18 protein-coding genes are annotated in these 18,814 nt (G+C 53.0%); 10 read left to right on the top strand and 8 right to left on the bottom strand.

Translation table 11 applies throughout. The features are described 5' to 3' along the window. Positions 1-274: 274 nt before the first annotated feature. Positions 275-1,282, top strand: a complete 1,008-nt coding sequence (locus tag LVJ83_RS01830; RefSeq protein WP_244785749.1) for a quinone-dependent dihydroorotate dehydrogenase — start codon at positions 275-277, stop codon at positions 1,280-1,282. A 146-nt stretch (positions 1,283-1,428) separates the two neighbouring features. Here LVJ83_RS01830 and gyrB read toward each other — a convergent pair whose 3' ends face one another. From gyrB to LVJ83_RS01815, 3 genes are all read right to left on the bottom strand, one after another. Next, complete coding sequence (gyrB, locus tag LVJ83_RS01825) at positions 1,429-3,822, bottom strand: DNA topoisomerase (ATP-hydrolyzing) subunit B (protein ID WP_244785747.1); 2,394 nt, start codon at positions 3,820-3,822, stop codon at positions 1,429-1,431. Between the two features lie 208 nt (positions 3,823-4,030). After that, positions 4,031-4,726, bottom strand: a complete 696-nt coding sequence (locus LVJ83_RS01820) for an LrgB family protein (protein WP_244785745.1) — start codon at positions 4,724-4,726, stop codon at positions 4,031-4,033. 14 nt (positions 4,727-4,740) lie between these two features. Continuing rightward, entirely contained in the window at positions 4,741-5,133 is a 393-nt protein-coding gene (locus LVJ83_RS01815; protein ID WP_244785743.1) for a CidA/LrgA family protein, read from the bottom strand. A 97-nt stretch (positions 5,134-5,230) separates the two neighbouring features. Between LVJ83_RS01815 and LVJ83_RS01810 the strand changes: the two genes are divergently transcribed. Then, on the top strand, positions 5,231-6,127 hold the full coding sequence (locus LVJ83_RS01810) for a LysR family transcriptional regulator (RefSeq protein WP_244785741.1): 897 nt from the start codon (positions 5,231-5,233) through the stop codon (positions 6,125-6,127). Between the two features lie 313 nt (positions 6,128-6,440). Here the strand turns inward: LVJ83_RS01810 and LVJ83_RS13560 are convergent, their stop codons facing one another. From LVJ83_RS13560 to dnaA, 3 genes are read right to left on the bottom strand one after another with little or no spacing between them, the layout of a single operon-like run. Next, a complete protein-coding gene (locus tag LVJ83_RS13560; protein ID WP_280515220.1) occupies positions 6,441-6,563 on the bottom strand; it encodes a hypothetical protein in 123 nt (40 codons plus the stop codon). Between the two features lie 34 nt (positions 6,564-6,597). Then, positions 6,598-7,701: a DNA polymerase III subunit beta gene (gene dnaN, locus LVJ83_RS01805; protein WP_244785739.1), complete on the bottom strand. Its 1,104-nt coding sequence runs from the start codon at positions 7,699-7,701 to the stop codon at positions 6,598-6,600. 19 nt (positions 7,702-7,720) lie between these two features. Beyond that, a complete protein-coding gene (gene dnaA / locus LVJ83_RS01800; RefSeq protein ID WP_244785737.1) occupies positions 7,721-9,265 on the bottom strand; it encodes a chromosomal replication initiator protein DnaA in 1,545 nt (514 codons plus the stop codon). A gap of 298 nt (positions 9,266-9,563) precedes the next feature. On the opposite strand from dnaA, the gene rpmH reads away from it, so the two are divergent. The 6 genes from rpmH to LVJ83_RS01770 all read left to right on the top strand — a co-directional run bounded on the left by rpmH (position 9,564) and on the right by LVJ83_RS01770 (position 14,273). Further along, entirely contained in the window at positions 9,564-9,698 is a 135-nt protein-coding gene (gene rpmH / locus LVJ83_RS01795; RefSeq protein WP_004283944.1) for a 50S ribosomal protein L34, read from the top strand. A 1-nt stretch (position 9,699) separates the two neighbouring features. After that, positions 9,700-10,038: a ribonuclease P protein component gene (gene rnpA / locus LVJ83_RS01790; protein WP_244785735.1), complete on the top strand. Its 339-nt coding sequence runs from the start codon at positions 9,700-9,702 to the stop codon at positions 10,036-10,038. Between the two features lies 1 nt (position 10,039). Further along, positions 10,040-10,252 (top strand): membrane protein insertion efficiency factor YidD, encoded by a 213-nt coding sequence (gene yidD, locus LVJ83_RS01785; RefSeq protein WP_244785733.1) that lies wholly within the window; start codon positions 10,040-10,042, stop codon positions 10,250-10,252. A gap of 158 nt (positions 10,253-10,410) precedes the next feature. Continuing rightward, positions 10,411-12,057 (top strand): membrane protein insertase YidC, encoded by a 1,647-nt coding sequence (yidC, locus tag LVJ83_RS01780; RefSeq protein WP_244785731.1) that lies wholly within the window; start codon positions 10,411-10,413, stop codon positions 12,055-12,057. A gap of 317 nt (positions 12,058-12,374) precedes the next feature. Further along, on the top strand, positions 12,375-13,952 hold the full coding sequence (locus LVJ83_RS01775; protein ID WP_244785729.1) for an inorganic phosphate transporter: 1,578 nt from the start codon (positions 12,375-12,377) through the stop codon (positions 13,950-13,952). Positions 13,953-14,072: 120 nt separating this feature from the next. Beyond that, positions 14,073-14,273, top strand: coding sequence for a hypothetical protein (locus LVJ83_RS01770; protein ID WP_244785727.1), 201 nt, complete (start codon positions 14,073-14,075; stop codon positions 14,271-14,273). A gap of 479 nt (positions 14,274-14,752) precedes the next feature. Here LVJ83_RS01770 and LVJ83_RS01765 read toward each other — a convergent pair whose 3' ends face one another. Further along, entirely contained in the window at positions 14,753-15,934 is a 1,182-nt protein-coding gene (locus tag LVJ83_RS01765; RefSeq protein WP_244785725.1) for an OmpA family protein, read from the bottom strand. 143 nt (positions 15,935-16,077) lie between these two features. After that, entirely contained in the window at positions 16,078-16,719 is a 642-nt protein-coding gene (locus LVJ83_RS01760; protein WP_244785723.1) for an MBL fold metallo-hydrolase, read from the bottom strand. 78 nt (positions 16,720-16,797) lie between these two features. On the opposite strand from LVJ83_RS01760, the gene LVJ83_RS01755 reads away from it, so the two are divergent. Together LVJ83_RS01755 and glpQ are read left to right on the top strand one after the other, a co-directional pair. After that, on the top strand, positions 16,798-17,604 hold the full coding sequence (locus tag LVJ83_RS01755) for a DNA ligase (RefSeq protein ID WP_244785721.1): 807 nt from the start codon (positions 16,798-16,800) through the stop codon (positions 17,602-17,604). A gap of 129 nt (positions 17,605-17,733) precedes the next feature. Further along, on the top strand, positions 17,734-18,780 hold the full coding sequence (glpQ, locus tag LVJ83_RS01750) for a glycerophosphodiester phosphodiesterase (RefSeq protein ID WP_244785719.1): 1,047 nt from the start codon (positions 17,734-17,736) through the stop codon (positions 18,778-18,780). The last annotated feature ends 34 nt before the right edge of the window (positions 18,781-18,814 follow it).

Raw genomic sequence — 18,814 nt, 5'->3', positions numbered from 1 at the left:
ATAAAATCCACTATAAACGATAATGGCTATTAATACTACTGAAAACCATAAAACATCGGCCGCAAAACAGGTTTGACCAAACCGACACCTTGTCGGGCTTGTGAACGCCGCAGCTGCGCAACCAGAGGCAAAAATTCCTCGAAACGAATAGTCATGATGTCCTAAAACCGATCATACTCATATTTAAAATAAGCGGTGCTGCCGGGCTATTTTTTTAAATACACATAATCAGGTAAAATAAAATCCATCCACCCACTCTTCAGACGGCCTCAATATGTATTCCCTGCTCCGCCCACTGCTGTTCAAACTCGATGCCGAACAAGCCCACCATCTCACACTCAACGGGCTCAACCGCGCCTACAAGCTCGGCCTGCTGCCCGCAGTCAACCGTCAGACCTGCCCCACCCGCCTGATGGGCTTAGACTTGCCCAATCCCATCGGCCTGGCCGCAGGGCTGGATAAAAACGGCCAATATATCGATGCGCTGGCGGCACTGGGTTTCGGCTTTATCGAAATCGGCACCGTGACCCCGCGCCCGCAAGAAGGCAACCCCAAACCGCGCCTGTTCCGCGTGCCTGAACACCAGGCGGTAATTAACCGCATGGGCTTCAACAACCACGGCATTGATGCCATGATTAAAAACATCGAACACAGCCGTTTCAATGGCATACTCGGCATCAATATCGGCAAAAACGCCGCTACCCCGATCGAACAGGCCGCCGACGATTACCTGATCTGCCTTGAAAAAGCCTATGCCCACGCCGGCTACATCACGGTGAACATTTCCTCGCCCAACACCAAAAACCTGCGCGCTCTGCAAGGCGGCGATGAATTGAGCGCCCTACTCACCGCCTTGAAAAACAAGCAGGCGCAACTGGCCGCCGCGCATGGCCGCTACGTGCCGCTGGCGGTCAAAATCGCGCCTGATTTGGATGAAGCCCAAATCGCCGACATCGCCCATATGGTGGTGCAAACCGAAATGGACGGCATCATCGCCACCAATACCACCATCGACAAATCCCCGCTCGGCACCCACCCGCTCGCAGGCGAACAAGGCGGCCTCAGCGGCCTGCCCGTGCGCAAAGCCGCCAACCACGTGCTGCAACAACTGGCTGCGCACCTCGAGGGCAAACTGCCCATCATCGGCGTGGGCGGCATCATGACCGGTGAAGATGCCGCCGACAAGCTGCGCCTCGGTGCCACCGCCGTACAGGTTTACAGCGGCTTGGTATACGCCGGCACCGGGCTGGTAAAAGATTGTTTGGCCGCCTGCCGCTCATAATATCTGATGGCTGTTTAATTTATACCCATTCACAAAAATAAGCTAACGCGTTGGCTTATTTTTGTGAATGGGTATAAAGCAAACGGCAATCAAAAGGCCGTCTGAAACCTTTGCTGTTTCAGACGGCCTTTACTCAAATCACGTCATCAAACGTCGATATTCTGCGCCACCAATGCATTGTTTTCGATAAATGCGCGGCGGGGTTCGACTTCGTCACCCATCAGGGTCACAAACACTTCATCGGCCGCGATGGCGTCTTCGATGCGCACTTTCAGCAAGCGGCGCACGGCGGGATCCATGGTGGTTTCCCACAGTTGCTCGGGGTTCATCTCGCCCAAACCTTTGTAGCGCTGAATCGACATGCCTTTTTGGGCGGCATTCATCAAAATATCAAGCGCTTGTGCGAAGCTGGTAACGGGCTGGCGGGTGTCGCCTTTGACCACTTCGGCATTTTCACCGATCAAGCCTTTGAGCATGGCGGCGGTTTGTATGAGGGTTTGATAAGCTTTGCTGCCGAGAAATTTCGGCTCGATATAGCTGATCATCACATTGCCGTGCAGCTTGCGGGTGATTTTGATGAAATGGCTGCCTTCATGGCCGTCCACCCGTTCGAGCGCCACTTCTTTTTCATCCAGCAGCGGGTTGAGCATGGCAATGGCGGCATCGGTGGATTCGGTGCTGCTCAAATCCACCTCATCCGCGTAGAGCAATGCTTGCAATACCAAGTTATCAATCACCCGGCTTTCTTGCTCGATAACGGTTTTGGCCAGCAGGAATTGCTTGGCGGTTTTGGCCAACGCTTCGCCGTCGAGAATGAGGCCGTCTGAAACGATTTGGGCTTTATCCAAGGCGAGGCCGAGCAGGAATTGGTCTTTCTCGAATTCGTCTTTCAGATAACGCTCCTGCTTGCCGTGCTTAGCTTTATAAAGCGGCGGCTGGGCAATGTAGATATAGCCGCGCTCTACCAGCTCGGGCATTTGGCGGTAGAAAAAGGTGAGCAGCAGGGTGCGGATGTGGGCGCCGTCTACGTCGGCATCGGTCATGATGATGATGCGGTGGTAACGCAGTTTTTCGGGGTTGAATTCCTCTTTGCCGATACCTGCGCCCAATGCGGTAATCAGCGTAGCAACCTCTTGGCTGGCAAGCATTTTTTCAAAGCGGGCTTTTTCCACATTTAAAATTTTGCCTTTCAGCGGCAGGATGGCCTGGAATTTACGGTCACGCCCTTGCTTGGCCGAGCCGCCGGCAGAATCGCCCTCGACCAGATACAGCTCTGATAAAGCAGGATCTTTTTCTTGGCAGTCGGCCAGCTTGCCCGGCAACCCCAAGCCGTCCATCACGCCTTTGCGGCGGGTGATTTCACGCGCTTTGCGGGCGGCTTCGCGGGCACGGGCGGCATCAACGATTTTGCCGGTAATGATTTTGGCTTCGGCCGGATGCTCTTCTAAAAATTCGGTCAGCGCCTGGTTAATCACTTCGTTGACCACGGGGCCGATTTCGCCGGATACCAGTTTGTCTTTGGTTTGCGATGAGAATTTGGGATCAGGCAGTTTCACGGATAATACGCAGGTGAGGCCTTCGCGCATATCGTCGCCGCTGGTATCGACTTTGGCTTTTTTGGCCACTTCGTTGGCTTCGATATAGCTGTTGATGGTGCGGGTCATCACTTGGCGCAATGCGGTCAGGTGGGTGCCGCCGTCGCGCTGGGGAATGTTGTTGGTGAAACACTGCACCGATTCTTGGTAGCTGTCGTTCCACTGCATGGCGCACTCCACGCTCATGCCGTCTTTTTCGCCGAAAGCGTGAAAGATTTTTTCGTGCAGCGGGTTTTTCTTGCGGTTCATGTATTGCACAAAACCGGCCACGCCGCCTGAAAAGGCAAAGTTTTCATGTTTGCCGTCGCGCTTGTCGGTGAGCTCGATATCGACACCGTTGTTCAGGAAGGAAAGCTCGCGGATGCGCTTGGCAAGAATATCGAAGCTGTATTCGACTTCGCCGAAGGTGGTTTCGCTGGCCAAAAAGCGCACAACAGTGCCTTTTTGATCGGAATCGCCCACCACTTTCAAAGGGGCGACGGCGGCGCCGTTTTCAAAACGCACAAAATGTTCTTTGCCTTCGCGATAAATGGTGAGCGTCACCCAGTCGGAAAGGGCGTTAACCACAGAAACGCCCACGCCGTGCAGGCCGCCTGAAATTTTGTAGCTGTTGTTGTCGAATTTGCCGCCTGCATGCAGCACGGTCATAATCACTTCGGCGGCAGAGCGGCCTTCTTTGTGGTGGATGCCGGTCGGCATGCCGCGGCCGTTGTCGCTGATGCTGACTGAGTTGTCGGCATGAATGGTGACCACGATTTTGTTGCAATGGCCGGCCAGCGCCTCGTCGATGGCGTTGTCCAACACTTCAAACACCATGTGGTGCAGGCCGGAGCCGTCTTGGGTGTCGCCGATATACATACCGGGTCGTTTGCGTACGGCTTCCAAGCCTTCTAAAACTTGAATGCTGTCGGCACCGTATTCTTCGTGTTTTTGCTGGTCGCTCATAGATGTCTTTTCTTGCTGGATAAATGCTGTTTTGCGCCGGAAGCATTGGCTGAATCAAAACGCTTCTTTGAAAAGGCCGTCTGAAAGGATTTTCAGACGGCCTGGATTTCATCATCACGAAATCAGGCGCATAATCTTTGAATTATACCTGATTTTGAATGTTTTTTCAGCTAATACCCGATACAGCCGTTGCCGTTTTTGCACCGGTTCAAGACAACAGCCAAACCACCAGATGCACCATGCCCGGCCCCAATATCACCATAAACAAGCCGGCCAAAATCATGGTCAGGCTGGCGGTTACGCCTTCGGTTTCATGCCGCTGCGCGGCGCGGGAGGTGCCGAAGCCGTGGGCCGCATTACCCAAGGCGGCACCATTGGCAACATGATAACGGATGCGTGAAAACGCCAGAATTAAATCACCGAAAATCATGCCGACAAACCCGGTGATAATGGTAAACAGCGACACCAGCGCCGCCGAGCCGTCGATCTGGCCGGCCAACACCACTGCAAACGGCGTCGACACCGAACGCGCCATCAGGCTGTTGGTCACTTCTTCACTAAAATGAAACCAATGCGCCATCACAAAGGCACTGACCACCCCCACCAGCATGCCCACCACAATCGCCACCGATAATATCGGCAATTGCCGGCGAATCACTTCGCGGTTTTCATAAATCGGCACCGCAAACGCCACCGTTACCGGCCCCAGCAGAAAAACGATACCTTGGGTATAGTGGTGATAACGCTCGTATGAAATGTGCAGCAACAGCATCAGCAACACCGTGGCAACCGACACCGTAACCACCGGCGACAAAATCATCAGCGGCTTGCGCGCATGCAGTTTGCGGGCGGCAAAATAAGCGGCACAAGTCCACAACAGGCATAAAAGGGCGACAACATCCATATTATCTATCCGTTTCAAGCATGGAATTTCTTATGCCAGCGCCGTTGCAAGCGGTAGCAATAATTCAGCGTAAACGCAGTGCTGAGCATCACCAGCACCGTGCCGGCGGCAATGGTGAGCAACAGCTGCCACCCCTGCGACCACAATAAATCGCGATATTGCACCACCGATACCATAATCGGAATAAAGAAAAACACCAATTCGCCCAACACCCATTTGGCGCCCGCCCCGACCATACCGACTTTAACCACCCCGCCTGCCAACAGCCCCAGCATGATAAACAGCCCCAGCACGCCCGACGACAACGGCAGCGCAGTGATGCGGCAGATGCCCTCTGCCAGCAGCCAAACCGCCCCAACAATGGCCAATTGGCAACCGATGCGCACAAATTGAATCAGTTTTTCCATGTTTTTACCCGATTCGAGAAAAGATGTGCTTGATTATAGGCGTGCCGATTTTGCATAATATGAATTATTCAACCCAATATTATGCGGAATTGGAATAATGGATTTCAAAAGCCTGCATTGCTTTATTGAAGTGGTTCGGCTGCAAAGCTTCTCTGCCGCCGCCGACAAACTGCACCTGACCCAACCCACCGTCAGCAAAATCATCTTGGCGCTGGAGCAACAATTGGGCATACCGCTGCTGTATAAAGAAAGCGGCCGCAAAAAACGCCAGGTCACCCCCACGCCCATCGGCACACAAGTCTACCGCCATGCGCTCAACCTGCTGCACGAACGCGATTTGCTGCTGCAAGACATACACGACTACCGTCAAATCAAAACCGGCACCTTGCGCATCGGCATTTCGCTGCTCGGCAGCCGCCTGCTGACCGATGCTTTTTTCGCCTTCCGGCAGGCATGGCCGGGAATTGAATTATCGTTTTTGGAAGAAGGCTCGCTGGCCATTGAAAAAGCTTTGCGCAACAACGAGCTGGATGTCGGCCAGCTGCTGGCACCGGTGTCCGGCGAATTTGACTCGATACCGCTGTGCGACTACCGCCTGATGGTGTTGATGCGCCGCGATGCCCTGCGCCACAATCACCCGCTGCCTTTACGCAGCCTGCAACACGAAGCTTTTATTTTATTCGGCGAAAATTTCTCGCTCAACGACATGATTCAGACGGCCTGCCAGCAACAAGGTTTCGCGCCTAATGTAGTCTGCCGCACCAGTCAATGGGATCTGCTCGCCAATATGGTGGAGCGGCATATGGGCATCGCCCTGCTGCCCGAATATTACACCCGCACCATGAACCCCGAAATTTTTGCCGCCGTGCCGCTAACCCAGCCGGAAATCCGCTGGCAGCTGGCGATGGGCTGGAAAAAACACCAGCAACCCAGCCCGGCATTACGGGCCTGGCTCGACATCGTGCGCAGCCAATTTCCAATGCCATCAACATAAACCCCATTCATAATAAAGAAGCTAACGGCCTCGACCTGCCTGAGCTCGAAGAGAGCGGATTTCGTCAAGGCTGAAACACCAAACCAACCAACCCCGCACATGTATGCTGTCTTTGGCTCGCCGCCTTGTCCGCTTACTTTTATGAATGGGTTTAACTTAAGCAGAAAGCTTGCGGGCGGAGCCCACGCTACACCTGCGTTATGCACCGTTATCGGCAACACCATCAAAGCAAGGCCGTCTGAAACTGCATTGTCACCGTTTTCAGACGGCCTTAACATATTGGCAAACGCTTAACCGGCGTACCAACCAACACCTATTTGTCCTCGCTGCGGGCGGTGATGGTAAGCAGTATGGCAGCGCGGGCTTCGCCTAAAAAACACATCATGCCCATTCCGGCACTCAATACCGCACCAACCAACAGGCCGTCTGAAAACATGTTTTCAGACGGCCTGTTGGTTGGTTTATCCGAATCAAATCCGCATCGGCATCACAATATATTTGAAATTCGGGTTATTCGGAATGGTAAACAAAGTCGAGCGGTTGGCATCGCCAAACGCCAGCTGCATATCGTCGGCATGCACATTGCGCAACACATCCATCAGATAGCTGATGTTGAAGCCCACTTCCAGCTCACCCCCCTGATAAGCGATTTCCAACTCTTCGCGCGCTTCTTCCTGCTCGTTGTTGCTGCACACCACGCTGAGCAGGCCGGGCTGGATATGCAGCCGCGCGCCGCGGAATTTTTCATTGGCCAAAATCGCCGCCCGCTCCAATGCACCCAGCAGCTGTGTGCGGTTGACCAAGAAAATTTTATCGTTGTCGAGCGGAATCACCCGGTTGAAGTCAGGAAACTTGCCGTCCACCACTTTGCTCACGATGATTGTGTCGTTGCAGCGGAAGCGCACCTGATTATTGAGCAGCTCAACTGTAATCGGTTCGCTCGGCTGATTTAACAGTTTGAACAATTCGAGCACGGTTTTGCGCGGCAAAATCACTTCGGCTTTGGGCAAATCGGCATCAATGGTGGTGCCCGAATAAGCCAAACGGTGACCGTCTGTAGCCACCAGCCGCAATTGATCGCCCTCGGCCTGCATCAGCAAGCCGTTGAGATAATAGCGGATGTCTTGCACAGCCATGCTGTATTGCACTTGCGAGAGCATGTTTTTAAACGCCTCTTGCGGCAATGAGAAAACAGCGCTCACCTCTTCACCCACGCTCATCAGCGGAAAATCTTCAGCCGGCAGGGTTTGCAGGTTGAAGCGCGATTTGCCGGCTTTCAGGGTCAGCCGGTTTTGCGCCCAATCAAGCGACACCAACGCGCTTTCCGGCAAGGCGCGCAAAATATCCTGCAATTTTTTGGCATTGGTGGTAATGCGGAAATCTTCGGCATCGCTGTGCGGGCCGATGGTGTTGATTTGGATTTCCAAATCGGTGGCCAAAATGTTGGTTTGGCCGTGCAGGTTTTCCAGCAACACATTACTCAATATCGGCAGGGTATGGCGGCGTTCCACAATGCCGGTAACGGCTTGCAGGGGTTTGAGTAAGGCATCACGTTCGGCTTGTAAAATCAACATGTTTGTCCCTTCGGGGTAATCAATTTTGGATGATAATCAACAGTTTTTCGTAATCTTGCGCCAACTCCGGGTCTTCCGCGCGCAGTTTGGCCACCGCTTTCACGCCGTGCATCACGGTGGTGTGGTCGCGCCCGCCGAATGCATCGCCGATAGACGGCAGGCTCAGATTGGTCAGCTCTTTGGTCAGGCTCATGGCAATCTGGCGGGGGCGGGCAATTTGGCGGGTGCGTTTCTTGCCCAGTATATCACTGATTTTTATACGGTAATATTTCGCCGTCGCGTCAATAATCAAATCGGCGGTAATCACTTTATACGAGCTGGCCACGATATCTTGCAAGGCTTCGGTGGCCAAATCGATATCGATCGGTTTTTTTAAAAAACGGCTGCGGGCTTCGACACGCTTGAAGGCACCTTCCAGCTCGCGCACATTGGTGCGGATGTGCTTGGCGATAAAAAATGCCGCCTGTTCGTCCAAATCCACATGAGCCGCTTCGGCTTTTTTTTGTAGAATCGCCACCCGCATTTCCAGCTCGGGCGGCTCCAACTCCAGCGTTAAACCCCATGAAAAACGCGACTTGAGCCGGTCGTCCATATCTTCGATTTTGGTCGGCAGCACATCGCAGGTAAGAATAAGCTGTTTTTTCTCATTATGGAAGTGGTTATACAGATAGAAAAACTCTTCCATGGTGCGGTCTTTGCCTTTGATAAACTGAATATCGTCGATAATCAGCAAATCGTATTGCTTGTATTGCTGCTTGAATACATCATAAGAGTTGGTGCGCACGGCATTCATAAAGCTGCGGATATAGTCATCCGAATGCATATAGCGCACTTTGGCATCGGGTTTGTTGCGCAACAGCTCGTTGCCGATGGCCTGCACCAGGTGGGTTTTGCCCAAACCGGTGCTGCCGTAGAGGAAAAACGGGTTATAGCCCTGCCCCGGGTTTTCAGCAATCGACTGGGCGGCGGCGGCGGCAATGCGGTTGCCCTTACCTTCTACCAAAGTGGCAAACGTATAGTCTGACGACAAATTGGTTTGCACATAACGCTGCGCTTCATGCGCGCGCGCCTGTGTGTGTTTTTGCTTTTGGCTTTCAGCCTGTTTCTCGGTCGGTTCAGACTGCAAAGCGCTGCTTTCAGGAGGCAGCTGGCGCATACGCTCAGCCAGAATTTCTTGAGCACTTTTTTTACCCGCCGCCTTGGCCGCCGTCTGAACGGCAGACCGGCCAGCCGCTTCTGCTGCTGCGGTCGCGGCAGCGGGAAGCTCGGGCGTTTGCGCCGAAGCCGGCGCTTTTGCAGCCGCTGCCATCGCATAAACCTGACCGCGCCCGGCCTTAAACACAAACGCCTGCTGCGTCGGCGCCCATTGCTCGCGCGCCGCTTCAAACACCTTGGCAAACTGATTGCGCAACATATTGCTGGCAAACTGGCTTTTGCCGTATATCACCCACACGCCGTTTTCTTCACCCACGGTCAGCGGCGCAATCCAAGTATCAAACTGTTGCGGCGTCAGCGTGTCGTGAAGTTGTCGGAGGCACAGCGGCCAAAATTCTGCAAGCGTCATGAGGTTATTGCTCAAAGGTGGAATCAAACGGGATGCCGTCTGAAAATATTTAAAATCAATGCACTAAACTCAATGCTGCCCATCTTTTTTCAGATGGCCCGAGCATTACTGCAAAGATTTTCGGATTATACCGAAGTTTATCCACAACCGCCATCAACACATTGTTGTGACGGTATTGCAACGGCACACCCCGGCCTGCGCCTGCTTTTACGCGCAAACCATTTATATTGATTGACAAAACCTTTAAATTCGGGTGTAATTTGCGGTTTGATTTTCAGATAAAATTTAGGAAACAGACATGAAACGCACTTATCAACCTTCCGTTACCCGCCGCAAACGCACCCACGGCTTCCTGGTTCGCTCAAAAACCCGCGGTGGTCGTGCCGTTTTGGCCGCCCGTCGCGCCAAAGGCCGCAAACGTTTGGCCGTTTAAATTGGACAATCGCTTTGGCAAGCAGTATCGCTTATTAAAAACGGATGATTTTTCATCCGTTTTTGCATTAAGAAATCAACGCAGCCGCCCCTTATTGCAAGTGTTACAATCGGGCGACAACGGCTTGGGACACCCCAGGTTGGGCTTGGTGGTCAGCAAAAAAGCGGCCAAACGTGCCAACCGGCGCAACTATATGAAGCGCACCATCCGCGAATGGTTCCGCTGCCACAAGGCATCGCTGCCCCCGCATGATTTCGTGGTTCGGGTGCGCCAACCCTTTGATGCCGACAACGTTGCTGAAGCGCGCGCGCAACTCGCCCGCTTGATGGAGGCGCATTGAGATGCTGTCCAAACTGATGCTCGGGCTGATCCGGTTTTACCAATATGCCGTCAGCCCGATGATTCCGCCCCGCTGCCGCTACACGCCGACTTGTTCGCAATACGCTGTAGAGGCGGTGCAAAAATACGGTCCGTTCAAAGGCGGCTGGCTGGCACTCAAGCGCATCGCCCGCTGCCACCCTTTCGGCGGCCACGGTCACGATCCCGTACCTTAGGGCATCCGGTGAAAACCGCCATAACGGCGCGATACCGGCCAAATAAATATACGGCAGACACCTGTGTTTTCCTGTTATTTTTTATCGGTTTATATATAATGGCCGTCTGAAACCACGGCCACACACCTACTTACCTTAAGCACCATCAGGAAAAAACTATGGATTTTAAAAGACTTATGGCTTTTTTTGCCGTTGCACTGGTGATTTTGCTCGGCTGGGAAAAAATATTTCCCACACCGCGCACCACGCCGGCGCAACAACAAACCGCCCAAAGCCAGCAACAAGCCACGGCGAACACCACCGCAATACCTGTTTTGGGCGACACCACGCCGATTACCGTAACCACCGATACGGTAAAAGCAGTAATTGATGAAAAAAGCGGCGATCTGCGCCAGCTGACTCTGCTGAAATACAATGCCAGCAGTGACGAAACCAAAGATTTCGTGCTGTTTGACAGCAGCAAAAACCATACATACGTGGCCCAATCAGAGTTGTTAAATGCCAACGGCCAGCCCATTTTGAAAGACGTGGCCTTTCAGGCACCCCAGCGCCAATACACCCTCAACGGCGACAGCGTGGAAGTGCGCCTGAGCGCCCCTGAAACCAACGGTCTGAAAATCGATAAAGTTTACACCTTTACCAAAGGCAGCTACCTGATTAACGTGCGCTTTGATGTCACCAACCACAGCGGTGCGCCGGTCAAACTGGATGCAGCCTACCGCGTATTGCGCGATAACGGCAAACCCGACGGTGAAGGCTATTTCAACCACACCTATACCGGCCCGGTGGTGTATACACCTGCCGGCAAATTTGAAAAAGTGCCGTTCGATGATTTAGATGACGACTTCACATCCGGCCGCGACCAGGCTGATTATGTGCGCCAGGCCGATTCCGGCTGGGTGGGCATGATCCAGCACTATTTTATGTCGACCTGGATTCTGCAACCCAAAGACGGGCAAACCGTTTGCAGCAACGGCGCCTGCCAACTCGATATCAAGCGCAGCGGTGAAAACCTCTACACCGCCGGCGTGCGCGTGCCGCTGCCTGCCATTGCCGACAATGCCGGGCTGAACTTCCCGATTGAGCTCTATGCCGGCCCGCAAACCACCAGCACCATCAGCCAAATCGCTGATAATCTGCAATTGGCCAAAGATTACGGCAAAGTACACATTTTTGCTTCGCCCTTATTCTGGCTCTTGAACAAGCTGCATGACTTTGTCGGCAACTGGGGTTGGGCGATTGTGTTGCTGACCGTGATTGTGAAAGCCGTGCTGTATCCGCTGACCAATGCCTCTTACCGCTCGATGGCGAAAATGCGCGCCGTTGCACCGCGTCTGCAAGAATTGAAAGAAAAATTCGGCGATGACCGCATGGCGCTGCAACAAGCCATGATGAAGATGTATAAAGACGAAAAAATCAACCCGCTCGGCGGCTGCCTGCCGATGCTGTTGCAAATTCCGGTGTTCATCGGTTTGTATTGGGCGATTTTCTCATCAGTAGAATTGCGTCAAGCACCTTGGATCGGCTGGATTACCGACCTCAGCCGCCCCGACCCTTGGTTTATTCTGCCGATTATTATGGCGGTAACCATGTTTATCCAAACTTACCTCAACCCGCCGCCCACTGACCCGATGCAGGCAAAAATGATGAAAATCATGCCGATGATATTCTCGGTGATGTTCTTCTTCTTCCCCGCCGGCTTGGTATTGTATTGGGTAGTCAACAACATCCTGACCATCGCCCAACAATGGTATATCAACCGCACCATTGAAAAACAACGCGCCCAAGGCGTGGTGGTTTCTTAAACCGGGTGCCGATAAAAGGCCGTCTGTTTTCAGACGGCCTTTTATACCGACAGCCACATGCTATTCAAAAAAATAATCCGGCTGCATTGCTCTGCTCTGCTCTGCTCTGCTCTGTCGTTTGCATGCACACTCTTCTGCTTACACCGCCGTCGCCATTCTTTATGAATCCACATCAAAACACATCTTCAAGTTTCTTTCAGACGGCCTGCGGCACTTTTATAATGATAGAATAAGAATGTCACATTCCTGTCACTTTTTTGTAATAGAATACGCCCATTTATACTCGGCAGCATCCTGATAAACAGCAAGGAACAAACATGGCTCAAACGCCCACGAGCTCAAGCATAACAAAAATCAATTTTGTATTTGCCGCATTGCTGATTGCAATGGTCGGTTACTTTATTTTTTGGGGGTTGGGCTACACCAACCACAACCACACCGTTATGTTTTTACTGGCCACGCTGTTCGGCGTATTTATGGCCTTCAACATTGGCGGCAACGATGTCGCCAACTCTTTCGGCACCAGCGTCGGCGCCGGCACATTAACCATTCCCCAAGCATTAATCATTGCCGCTATTTTTGAGGTGAGCGGTGCGGTGATTGCCGGCGGCGAAGTCACCAATACCATCCGCAAAGGCATTATTGATCTCAACCAGATGGATCTTGAGCCGATGCAGTTTGTGTATATCATGATGTCGGCACTTCTGGCCGCCGCTTTATGGCTGCTGTTTGCCACCAAGCGGGGCTGGCCGGTATCCACCACCCACGCCATTATCGGCGGTATCGTCGGCAGTGCCTTGTGCTTGGGCTTCATCAGCGGCGGCGCCAACAGCTTTGCCTTGATCCAATGGAACAACATGGCGCAAATCGCTGCTTCCTGGGTGCTCTCTCCCGTATTGGGCGGCTTAGTTTCCTATCTGCTGTTTTCCCAAATCAAAAAACACGTACTCGATTACAATATGGATGCGGAAGGCCGTCTGAAAGCCATCAAACAAGAGAAAAAAGCCTATAAAGAGCAACACCGCCAATATTTCGAAAGCCTGAGCGAGTCTGAAAAAATCGAATGCGCTTCTGCCATGGCGCGTGATGCGCAAATCTACGGCGAATCAGACCTCGACCCTAGCGAGCTTGAATCTGCATACTACAAAGGCCTGTATGACATCGACAACCGCAAAAGCACCATTGATGTCTACAAAGCCCTGCAATCCTGGGTGCCGCTGATTGCCTCTCTGGGCGGCATGATGATTGCCTCCATGCTGATTTTCAAAGGCCTGAAAAACCTGCACCTGGGCATGAGCAGCCTGAGCAGTTATCTGACCATCTTTATGGTAGGCGCGGTCATCTGGATGGCCACATTTATTTACGCCAAAACCCTGAAACGAAAAGACTTGGGCAAATCCACCTTTTTGATGTTCAGCTGGATGCAGGTATTTACCGCCGCAGGTTTTGCCTTCAGCCACGGCGCCAATGATATTGCCAATGCCATCGGCCCTTTTGCCGCCATCATGGACGTATTGCGTACCGGCGACATCGGTACGCAAGCGCCCGTTCCGCCGATTGCCATGCTGACTTTCGGCGTGGCCTTGATTGTAGGCCTATGGTTTATCGGTAAAGAAGTGATTCAAACTGTCGGCACCAACTTGGCAGAAATGCACCCCTCATCCGGCTTTACCGCAGAGCTTGCCGCCGCCGCAGTGGTGATGATGGCTTCATTGTTGGGTCTGCCGGTATCCAGCACCCACATTCTGGTAGGCGCGGTATTGGGTATCGGCCTGGTCAACCGCAATGCCAATTGGGCGCTGATGAAACCCATCGGCTTGGCCTGGGTGATTACCCTGCCCGCCGCAGCCACCTTATCGGTTATCTGCTTCTTGTTATTACGCACCTTTTTCTAAGCCCCAAGCAAAACCCAACAGCCGCCGTTGCTTAAACGGCGGCTGTTTTTTGACTCGCCTGAGCTCAGAGACCGGCGTCGCCAAGGCGCTGAAACACTAGGGTGTCCTGACAATTCGTTTATGAGGGGATTTTTGTTCCTGGAAATGCAGATGCAAGGCAAAAAACGCAGCAAGATTGGACATCTTGCGAGTATTTTTAACGCAACAGATGCGTTTTCAGGGGCAAAATACACCCGTCAATCGAATGGTCAGGATACCCTAAGCCAACCAGCCCCGTACGCACCGTCTCCGGCTCACCGCCTTGTCAGCTTGCTTTTGTGAACGGGTATTATTCTGAAAACAAGTAAGATATCGTGAGAAATGCCCCTTGTTTAGGGCTTGAATATATAAGGCCGCCTGAAAGCACTTTCTTTCAGACGGCCTTACATTCGCATAGGGCTTTCGTGAGCAAAACCCATGCGATACACCCTGTAGGTTAAATTCTCGAATCCGACATTTTTCAGACGGCCAAAATCATTAGGCATCAATAAGAATATCGAATGATTTGTCGGATACAAGTATCTGAACTGTGCTTGCTCGTCATTGCGCAGCCCGGCGACGATAACCCGCTTTGAGGCCGTCTGAAATCCGTTTCAGACGGCCCGACATTCATACAGAAAAACGCAGCTACACGCCGATAAATAACAGCACACACCCGTCAACACCTATCCGCAATGCCACAGTTGCTGCCCACAAACAAAAGCGGTTGCGGCACAAATCATGGTGCCGCAACCGCTTTATCGGAAAGAAGAGCCCGGTGATTAACCTTCTACTTTCACTTCCACGCGACGGCCTTCCACATCATTGCCTACAGCGCCGGTGGTATTTTCCGGTTTGCGCAATTCAATGTTGGCAGCATCCACACCTTGGGCTTCAAAGAACGCTTTAACCGCTTCGGCACGCTGCTTCGACAATGCCTCATTGGCGGCGGCATCACCAGTGCTGTCGGCAAAACCGCTGACCACCAGTTTTTTACCGTCTTTACCCGCATTCACAACATCGGCCACAATCACTTCAGCACCTTCCGCCACATCGTTTTTACCGGTAGCGAAGAAGAATTTGGCCACGCCGTCTTCATAAACCACACGGGCAGTATCCGCAGCTGCCGGAGCAACGGCTTCAGGCGCAGATGCCGCCGGCACGGAAGCGGCCACGGTTTCTTCAACCACCACTTCAGAAGCCGTCACATCCGATACCGCAGAAGCGGCAGGCTCGGCAGTGGCCGGTGCGGGTTGGTTGTTGCAGCTCTTGAAGGCAAACAAGGCCAGCAGCGCGGCCACAGCCAAGGCAATCCATTTGCCGATGCCTGATTTTTTGGCCGCAGGCACGCTTGCAGCTGTAGCAGTGGCAGCCGCGCCGGCACCGCCGATGCTGCCGGCCAGGTTAGACAAGCCGCCGAACAGGCCGCTCAGGCTGCCGATGCCCAAGGCTGAAAGCATATTGCCGCTCAGCGCTTGCGACAGCCAGCCTTGCTGTTGGCTGAGCAAACCCAAAAATTGGCTTTGGTTCAAATCGTTGGTTTGTGCATGACCGCGCAACACCGACAACACCAGCGGCAGAGCCAGCGACAGGAGTGAGCCGGCAGAAGCTTTGGAAACGCCGCTTTCTTGGGCGATTTGATCGGAAACCGCTGCTGCATTGCCGCCCAACAGATTCGGCAGCAGGCTTTTGCCCAAATCAATCAGGCTGTCGAAATTGCCTTCGGCCGCCTGCGGCACCGCACCGGTCAACTGACTGCCGGCCGCGCCTTTGATCAAGTCAAACAGCCCGGAAGCATTGCTCGGATTGCTGCTGACATTTTTCACCAAACCGGCAACAATGGCCGGAATCGCCAAGGCACCGGCACGGGCGCCGGTTTCTGCTGTTTCGCCTTTGGCAGTTAAAAACTGGCTCAATACATTACCCAATTGGCTTTGCAACAAATGGCCCAAATCAATAGACATTAGCTCACTCCTTATATTTGATAAAAAAATGTTTGCCCCGCAAACACGTGCCGCATCAGGCTGCACGGAAACAATACTACAGCCTGCAATGAGAATAAGGCGTATTTATGAAACAACTTAAACTATTTTTACAGATATACCGATTATAAAAACGGATTATGTTGCTTTTCATGCCCGATTGTGGTCATTCTGCCATGGCCGGGAATCACGCGGGTGTGCGCCGGCAACACCAGCAGTTTGGCGGCGATATTGCTGATAAGATCCGCATGGTTGCCGCGCGGGAAATCGGTTCGGCCGATACTCTCATAAAACAAGACATCGCCCGCCACCAATAATTCCGCCTGTTCGCAATAAAACACCACATGTCCGGGCGTGTGGCCGGAGATATGCAGCACATCAAACCTATAAGCCCCCACCGAAAGCCTGTCGCCTTCATGAAGCCAGCGCTCGGGCGCAAACGCAGGCGACACCGGAAAGCCGTAAGCCGCATAAGAAGCGGTAACCTCCGGCAGCGACTGCAACAGATATTCATCGTCGGCATGCGGCCCCAATACCGGCACCGTCTGCGTTTTGCGCAACTCGGGCACACCACCGGCATGATCGAGGTGGCCGTGGGTGAGCCATATTTCTTTCAAGTGCAGGCCGCGCTCTGCCACAGCCTGCAACACATGCGCCGTATCACCGCCCACATCGGTAAGCACCGCCTCTTTATTTTCATCATCCCAAATCAAACAGCAATTCTGCCGAAACGGCGTTACCGGCATGATTTCAAATTGTAAAGCCATATTGCATTCCTTTATTTTTCAGACGGCCTGTAATAATATGCATATCAATTATAAACACATTAAAAGGGAAACCGATTCATGAAAGCCATCATACCCGTTTGCACACTGTTTTTCATCTCCGCCCCCGCCCCTGCCGCCGATTTATTGCTGGCGCAGGAATTCAAAGGCCAAAATGTCGGCGGTTGGGCCATGAGCGAAAAGCTCGACGGCGTGCGCGCCTATTGGGACGGCAAACGCCTGCTCAGCCGCCAAGGTTATGCTTTTACCCCGCCGGCCGGCTATACAGGCGCTTTTCCGCCTTATCCGCTTGACGGCGAACTCTACAGCAGCCGCGGCCGCTTCGAGCAGATATCTGCCGCCGTGCGCAAAGGTTCGGGCGATTGGCACGGCATTAGGCTGCATGTTTTTGATGTGCCGCAAGCCCAAGGCAACCTTTACCGGCGACTGGCGGTATTGCAGCGCTGGTTAAAAAGCCACCCCGATGCACCGATTGTGGTGATTCCCCAAACACCCGCCCGCGATAATGCCCATGCACAGGCATTTTTGCAACAAATCGAAGCAGCGGGCGGTGAAGGCGTGATGCTGCGCAACCCCAATCTGCCTTATGCCGGCGGCCGCAGCAGCCAGCTGTTGAAACTGAAATCGGCACACGACGAAGAATGCACCGTCACCCGCCATCACGCAGGTAAAGGCAAATATGCAGGCAAACTCGGTGCCATCAGCTGTAAAAACCGCCACGGCGAATTCCGTATCGGCAGCGGTTTTAAAGATGCCGACCGCAACAACCCGCCGCCCATCGGCAGCACCGTTACCTATAAATACCGCGGCTTTACCCAAAAAGGCACACCGCGTTTCGCCACTTTTTTGCGCATCCGCAACAAGTAGTCACCGATATCGCGGTATACAGGCCGTCTGAAAAATATGCTTTTTACCGCCTGCTTTTCAGACGGCCTTATTCTTGTCATCAAACCTTTATACACTTTTGTGTTTTCAATCACATCAAGGGCGTATAAAGTGAAGCGTATTTTATGGGCATGGGCCTTATTGGCCATGGGAGGCAGCGCAATGGCGGCAGAAAAACTGGTTATCGCACATCGGGGCGCCAGCGGCTACCTACCCGAACACACCTTGGCAAGCAAGGCGCTGGCATACGGACAGAAAGCCGATTATCTCGAGCAGGATTTGGTGATGACCCAAGACGGTCATTTGGTGGTGATACACGATCACTTTCTCGACGGCCTCACCGATGTGGCGCAAAAATTTCCCGGCCGCGCCCGTGCCGACGGCAAATATTATGTGTTGGATTTCACGCTGAACGAAATCCGTTCGCTGCGCATGACTGAAAACTTCAAAACCGAAAACGGCAGCCAAATACCGGTGTATCCCGACCGCTTTCCGCTGTGGCAGGGCAACTTCACAATCCACACCTTTGAAGAAGAGCTGCAATTTATCCGCGGGCTGGAAAAAACCGGCGGCCGGCGCATCGGCATTTATCCTGAAATCAAAGCCCCCTGGCTGCACCATCAAGAAGGCAAAGACATTGCCCGCGCCACGCTGGAAATGTTGAAAAAATACGGCTACACCCGCAACAGCGATGCCGTTTATCTGCAAACATTTGATTTCAACGAGCTCAAACGCATTAAAACCGAGCTGTTGCCGCAAATGGGCATGGATATCAAGCTGGTGCAATTGGTGGCCTATAGCGATTGGGGCGAAACGCAGGAGCAGCAAGGCGGCAAATGGGTGAATTATGATTACGGCTGGATGTTCAAGCCCGGCGCAATGAAAGAAATCGCCCGCTACGCCGATGGCGTGGGGCCGGCCTGGTATATGCTGCTGGACGAGAAAAAATCACGCCCCGGCCGAATCGCCGTTACGCCGATGGTGGCCGATATCCAAACCACCGCCATGCAGCTGCACCCCTATACCGTGCGCCGCGAAACCCTGCCGGCTTATGTGCGCAATCTCGATGAAATGTATGCGGCATTGTTTCATCAGGCTCAAGCCGACGGTATTTTCACCGATTTTCCCGATACTTTAGCCATGTATCTGAAAAAATAACGGTCATCACCCGCCATGATTGAATAGGCCGTCT

It is taken from the genome of Uruburuella testudinis, assembly GCF_022870865.1.
GTDB lineage: Bacteria > Pseudomonadota > Gammaproteobacteria > Burkholderiales > Neisseriaceae > Neisseria > Neisseria testudinis.
This window is presented reverse-complemented; position numbering and strand designations above follow the sequence as displayed.

What these genes read in the sequence shown, in the direction of transcription:
- LVJ83_RS01830 (WP_244785749.1), top strand. Translation starts at nt 275, where the DNA reads ATGTATTCCCTGCTCCGCCCACTGCTGTTCAAACTCGATGCCGAACAA.
- gyrB (WP_244785747.1), bottom strand. Translation starts at nt 3,822, where the DNA reads ATGAGCGACCAGCAAAAACACGAAGAATACGGTGCCGACAGCATTCAA.
- LVJ83_RS01820 (WP_244785745.1), bottom strand. Translation starts at nt 4,726, where the DNA reads ATGGATGTTGTCGCCCTTTTATGCCTGTTGTGGACTTGTGCCGCTTAT.
- LVJ83_RS01815 (WP_244785743.1), bottom strand. Translation starts at nt 5,133, where the DNA reads ATGGAAAAACTGATTCAATTTGTGCGCATCGGTTGCCAATTGGCCATT.
- LVJ83_RS01810 (WP_244785741.1), top strand. Translation starts at nt 5,231, where the DNA reads ATGGATTTCAAAAGCCTGCATTGCTTTATTGAAGTGGTTCGGCTGCAA.
- LVJ83_RS13560 (WP_280515220.1), bottom strand. Translation starts at nt 6,563, where the DNA reads ATGTTTTCAGACGGCCTGTTGGTTGGTGCGGTATTGAGTGCCGGAATG.
- dnaN (WP_244785739.1), bottom strand. Translation starts at nt 7,701, where the DNA reads ATGTTGATTTTACAAGCCGAACGTGATGCCTTACTCAAACCCCTGCAA.
- dnaA (WP_244785737.1), bottom strand. Translation starts at nt 9,265, where the DNA reads ATGACGCTTGCAGAATTTTGGCCGCTGTGCCTCCGACAACTTCACGAC.
- rpmH (WP_004283944.1), top strand. Translation starts at nt 9,564, where the DNA reads ATGAAACGCACTTATCAACCTTCCGTTACCCGCCGCAAACGCACCCAC.
- yidD (WP_244785733.1), top strand. Translation starts at nt 10,040, where the DNA reads ATGCTGTCCAAACTGATGCTCGGGCTGATCCGGTTTTACCAATATGCC.
- yidC (WP_244785731.1), top strand. Translation starts at nt 10,411, where the DNA reads ATGGATTTTAAAAGACTTATGGCTTTTTTTGCCGTTGCACTGGTGATT.
- LVJ83_RS01775 (WP_244785729.1), top strand. Translation starts at nt 12,375, where the DNA reads ATGGCTCAAACGCCCACGAGCTCAAGCATAACAAAAATCAATTTTGTA.
- LVJ83_RS01770 (WP_244785727.1), top strand. Translation starts at nt 14,073, where the DNA reads ATGAGGGGATTTTTGTTCCTGGAAATGCAGATGCAAGGCAAAAAACGC.
- LVJ83_RS01765 (WP_244785725.1), bottom strand. Translation starts at nt 15,934, where the DNA reads ATGTCTATTGATTTGGGCCATTTGTTGCAAAGCCAATTGGGTAATGTA.
- LVJ83_RS01760 (WP_244785723.1), bottom strand. Translation starts at nt 16,719, where the DNA reads ATGGCTTTACAATTTGAAATCATGCCGGTAACGCCGTTTCGGCAGAAT.
- LVJ83_RS01755 (WP_244785721.1), top strand. Translation starts at nt 16,798, where the DNA reads ATGAAAGCCATCATACCCGTTTGCACACTGTTTTTCATCTCCGCCCCC.